Source organism: Francisella noatunensis subsp. noatunensis (genome assembly GCF_009823375.1).
Classification (GTDB): Bacteria; Pseudomonadota; Gammaproteobacteria; order Francisellales; family Francisellaceae; genus Francisella; species Francisella noatunensis.
The window spans coordinates 1-5,304 of the sequence record NZ_WBSX01000123.1 but is presented as its reverse complement, the minus strand read 5'-3'; the positions used below and the strand labels follow the sequence as shown (position 1 = coordinate 5,304).

Genomic DNA, 5,304 nt, shown 5'->3' with positions numbered 1-5,304 from the left:
TTGAAGCCTTTATTTTCAAAAAACAACTTCGCATTAATGCTTACTTCAGCAAATATTTTTTTATTTTTCTGAGTTAATGCTAAGTCTGCAATTCTTTTAAGAATTCGTGAACCAACACCTTTTCCTTGAAAGTCTGGATCACAATAAAAACAATCAATATATCCATTAGATTCAAACTCTGCAAATCCTACAATTTCTCCATCTATGGTTGCTACTATAGGAGGTGTTTTGTTCCATTTGGCTTTCCAATTAGTGATATCCAAGGACTCTTTTGGCGCCCAGGCAGCTAATTGTCCTTGAGAATAATATTGATTTCCAATGTTATGAACTGATTTGTAAAAAATGGAAATTAAATGCTCTGTATCTTCTAGTTGGTAATCTTTTATCTCAATGCCTTTATTGGATACAGTATTAATCATATCTTTGGATAGTTCGATTTCCAATTCTTCAATTGAAGGTAATCCTGTCTTTAAATCATCGGGCAAACTGTCAGATAGTCTATATTCTGCTAACCCTATCGGTTTAGACATGTCTCTCAATGCATATTCAGCAAGAATATTGTTCTTAGTTTTGCATAAAATTAAACCTATTGATGGTTGGTCATTACTATGTTTTACAAGGTCATCAACGGCTGAAAGATAAAAATTCATTTTGCCTGCATATTCTGGTTTAAACTCCTTATCTTTCAGTTCAATAACAACAAAACAGCGCAGCTTTAGGTGATAAAACAATAGATCAATATAAAAATCTTGATCACCAACTTCCAAATGATATTGACGACCAACAAAAGCAAATCCAGCACCTAATTCCAGTAAGAACTTTTCCATATGCGCACATAACGCTTTTTCTACTTCCCGCTCTTGTGCTTCCTCACCAATATTCAAAAAATCAAATGTATATGGGTCTTTTAGTGTTGCAACAGCTAAATCAGATTGTGGAGATGGCAGCTTAGTTTTAAAGTTATTAACCGCTTTTCCCTGTCTAATATGCAAATTGGTTTCTATCTGTAAATTCAAAATATTACGTGACCAACCATGCTCAATTGTTTTATTAATGTAAAATATTCTAGCATCAATATCTGACATTTTATTCATTAAAACAATAATATGACCCCAAGGTATTTGTGCAACAACCTGTTGCACAAATACAGAGTCCAGGAATTCATCTGCAAACTTACGCATATATTTTAAGTTTCTAACACTAAAGCCTTTTAGTTCAGGAAAGGATGATTGAAGGTCATTTGATAGTTTATCAATAACCTTTGATCCCCAGTTACTCTGATTCTGTGATGAAAGAATTGCATTTCCAATTTCATAATAAAGCAAAATCAATTCTTTATTGACACTTAATGCGGCTTTTTGTTGAGAAGATATAACTTGTTGCTTGAGTTGCTTTAATAGCTTCTCATAATTTTCTGAGAATTTGGTAAGAGACATTATTCTTTATCTCCATTTTTAGCTGTATAGGATAATATGGCTTGCATATCAAAGCGGTTAGGAGAGTCATCAATATTTCTAAAGTCATATTCTCCATACATATTAACATGTGCCCAATTCATAACGGTTCCACTTAACATGACTTGCAGTAAATTTTGTACATCTTCTGAATTAGGGGCATTGATTAGCTTTTGAGTGAGGTAACAATAATTCCAATAAATAATGGTATTTTGGATAAGTTGCTTACATAAAACGGCAATTTCTTGTTCTTCTTTAGTCTCCTGAATTTTAAATTCACTGTTATGATCAAAGAAAACAGCCTTAGAAAATTTGTTGGATAATTCAACTAAATTTAATTGTTTTTGAATTGATTGCCTCAGTTCTAAATCATGGTAATAAACGAGTATAAAAATACTTTTAATTATTCGCCCAAATTGCTTTAATGCAGTATATAGTGGATTCTCTAAAGAATAAGAACTCAGTCTTTTGAAAATTTGTGAGGCAGTGGCATACCTTAATTTAATGCTGACTACCAACCGTAGGACTTCATCCCAGTGATTTTCAATTTTAGCTTGTTGAATTATCTTTTTTGGGCATAATTTATAACCTAATTTTTGATAATAGCTAGGACTTTCAAAAGAATATAAGGCTTGCTTGTAAAGTGACTTAATACGTGGGGCAAATGCAATTTTCAGCAAAAATGTTACAGCAAAAACAATTTCAGAGAACCCATGTGTGTCAGTAGAATGGATATCCATTTTAACTTCATCATTATGAAATAAACCATCTATAACGTAAGCAGCTTCTCTTTCTTCTGGTGAAATAACCGTTGAATAAAATAATACACACCGGTTATCAATAAAACTGTAAATGGAAACACCTTTAGCCAGACCAGAGTATTTATAACTTTGATTTGAATTCAGAGAATCTTGAGTGATCTCAGTTTGCATTCCGTCACTAGAACCATGTTTGATATTAGACCCACCTAACAATAGATTAGGTAAACTTAATTTATCAATTGCCTGAATGATTTGGTGATTGGCTTTGTATAAACCTTCTTTGTTAATATACCAATTAGCCACATTCTCAATTTTGTTTAATGATATTCCTTTGGCAGTTCCTGCTAATTTATGAATACCAATATTACACCCAATACCTATCAATGCTGCATAAAACACTTCATTTATGGGTTTTACTTTTGGCGCAGCAACACTATGATGCTTAAAGCATTTGGTGAACGGCTCTGACTGGTTTACTTGATTTAATATATCTAAAATAGAAATATATTTAGCATCTTTAAATAGATCAGCCATATTCTCTTTATTTAGTTTTGAAACGCCTGGTGTTTTTACAATAGCTTTACCTTTTTTATCAAAACGAACGAAATGATTCTCTCCACTAATGATGTGGTCATTTGTGTTTCTGTAATGAAATCCTAAACGTGAACATAGTGAGGTGAGTAATTGTTTAATATCGATGAAATCTTCTAATTTAGCTTCTTTGAGATATGTTTCTTTATGGTTATCCCAATCATTTTTTGGTATTAAATATTTTTGTAAGGTTAAATATTTATATGAATGCTTAAGGTTAATAACACCAGACTTTATTGCTTCAACTGTTTTAGTGATTAATAAAGCTTTATATAATGAAATTTGGAATTGATTATCTTCATTATATAATTTATCTATTTCTTCCTCAGTCAGAAAACTAATGGGCGCTGTTGAATCAATTTTACCATTTTTCTGCTGATAATATCTTACAGCATCCAAAAGTTGTGGATTGCTACTTTGATCACTAAATTCTATATGAGGTATTATTTTTGATGCTCGATTCTGTAGCTTAACTGCATATTTATCCAGTAATACATATTCATCAATTGAATCCTTTATATCATTCGCCTGTCCAATGAGTTCATTGATCTTAGCTTCAGAAGATTTACTCTCTTCTAATTCTTTTAAATGCTGCAAAATTGATAGTATTTGATTAATTTTTTCGTCAGAGGACTTCTGTTTATGTTCTGCAATTTGTTCAACTTGGTTGATATGTTTTTTTAACGTTTCACGTGATACTTGCAATGCCTGAGTTAACTGACCATATATCTGTTGAGCTTCAGAACTTACATTCTTTTGTTCACGCTTGATACTATTTAAATGCTCAGTAACACCTTTAATTATACTAGTGATAAGCGCATCTTGTCTAAGATGATAATAATGGTAAATAAAACAAGCTAGGTAAAATTGAATTTTATGTTTTGATCGCTGTTTGATTTGGAAGGTTTTGGCTTTAATTATCCAGATAGCAAAATGTTGAATAATACCTACCGATATTTCTAAAGATTGCAGTATAGGATTGACCACATTGAATAAGTGTTTAAACAATAAGAAGTCGTCTAATGCACCTGATAATTTCCTTGGTTTATAGTTTTGGCTAATTTTTCTGTATTGGGTTAGTTTGGGACGATTGCTTTCTGATCCATCATTTCTTGTGATCGGCTCAATGAACATATCAAATTTTTGAGTAATTTCTTTAGTATTAATATTTTCAAATTGCCTATTAAAGGCAGATATGAAGTTATTTTCAGTCGTTACAATGGTTTCATTGATTCGTTTTGCAAACTCATAGCTAGCAGGCAATTCATACTTGCCTGCTTTCGCAATAATCGTCAATTCTTTTATTAGCGTTTCTGGGTCTGTTGTTCCTTTAGTCAGTCTTTTAAGATCAGTCTCAAAAATGGTATTGGCATCTTTAAACCCCATTGTACCTAGACTATCTAAGATAATTTTACGGTGCCTTCTTTTAGACCTATCTGCATATTGTAATTTGACCTGGTTAGGTTCGATATTGAATTTCTTTTCAATAAAGTTGATATCAAAATCATACCAATTTTTAGTATCATAAAAACGTTGGCTTGCTCTAAAATAACCTAGCTGAATAGTAAAGCCAATTTTATTAACATCAGTATCTAATCTATCTACTAACTCTTGCTGGGTTTCTGATAAAGTAAAATATAAAATACGTTCATCATCAGTAAATCTAGGTGGATTATCCAATAATGATTTGATTTCATCAGATATTCGGGTTACTTCACTCAAAACTTATTTCTATAACGACCGTTTACTATATTTCAAAATTATTGCATAATAGATCTACAAAGACAATAATATTTCTTTAGTTTTACGCTAGAAAGTAGGTTAAGAATAAAATCATGAATTTTGGGTATATCAGAGTTAGTACAGACAGACAAAATTTGGATAGCCAAAAAAATATTATTAGTAGATATTGTGTTGATCATAAAATGAATATTGATCAGTGGTTTGAGTTAGAAATATCATCAAGAAAATCTGCTCAGCAAAGAAAAATTCATGAGTTGATTGACCAGCTTAATGAAAATGACTCTATTATTGTCTCAGAGCTATCCAGACTTGGTCGATCAATAAAAGATGTACTAGATATAATCGAGAATATAACCACAATAAAAAAATCTCGGTTGATAGTGATAAAACAGCACCTTGATTTAAATCCTGATAATAATAATCAAACTGCTAATAAAATTCTTATAACAATATTTTCAATGTTAGCTGAACTGGAAAGAGACTTTATATCTGAAAGAACTAAAGAAGGCTTAAAAGCTGTTAAAGCACAAGGAACTAGGCTTGGCAAACCCAAAGGTACTATACAAAAATCAATGTATGATAAGGACATTCAACGTATACAACATTTATACAACTTAGGAGTTCCTATTAAGACTATTATTGATACCCACCTAAAATATGGGAAGTATTTGTCGTTAAAGTCTTACATAGATAAAAAAATTAAAAAAAATTTACAGCCCGTGGCCGATTACGACCAAATATGCAGTTAGACCCTA

General features: G+C 31.3%; 3 protein-coding genes. 1 reads left to right on the top strand and 2 read right to left on the bottom strand.

Annotation, left to right across the window (positions count from 1 at the left end):
• Both F8C69_RS08865 and F8C69_RS08860 read right to left on the bottom strand, forming a co-directional pair.
• Positions 1-1,436 (bottom strand): PDDEXK nuclease domain-containing protein (locus F8C69_RS08865; RefSeq protein WP_159184922.1); only part of this gene is annotated, 1,436 nt, incomplete at its 3' end.
• On the bottom strand, positions 1,436-4,528 hold the full coding sequence (locus F8C69_RS08860) for a Tn3 family transposase (RefSeq protein WP_159184921.1): 3,093 nt from the start codon (positions 4,526-4,528) through the stop codon (positions 1,436-1,438). The genes F8C69_RS08860 and F8C69_RS08865, both read right to left, overlap by 1 nt.
• Before the next feature lie 113 nt (positions 4,529-4,641).
• Here F8C69_RS08860 and F8C69_RS08855 point away from each other — a divergent pair, with 113 nt between their 5' ends.
• Entirely contained in the window at positions 4,642-5,298 is a 657-nt protein-coding gene (locus tag F8C69_RS08855) for a recombinase family protein (protein ID WP_159184920.1), read from the top strand.
• Positions 5,299-5,304: the final 6 nt, after the last annotated feature.

Coding starts and splice junctions, on each gene's coding strand:
- F8C69_RS08855 (WP_159184920.1), top strand. CDS start 4,642: ATGAATTTTGGGTATATCAGAGTTAGTACAGACAGACAAAATTTGGAT.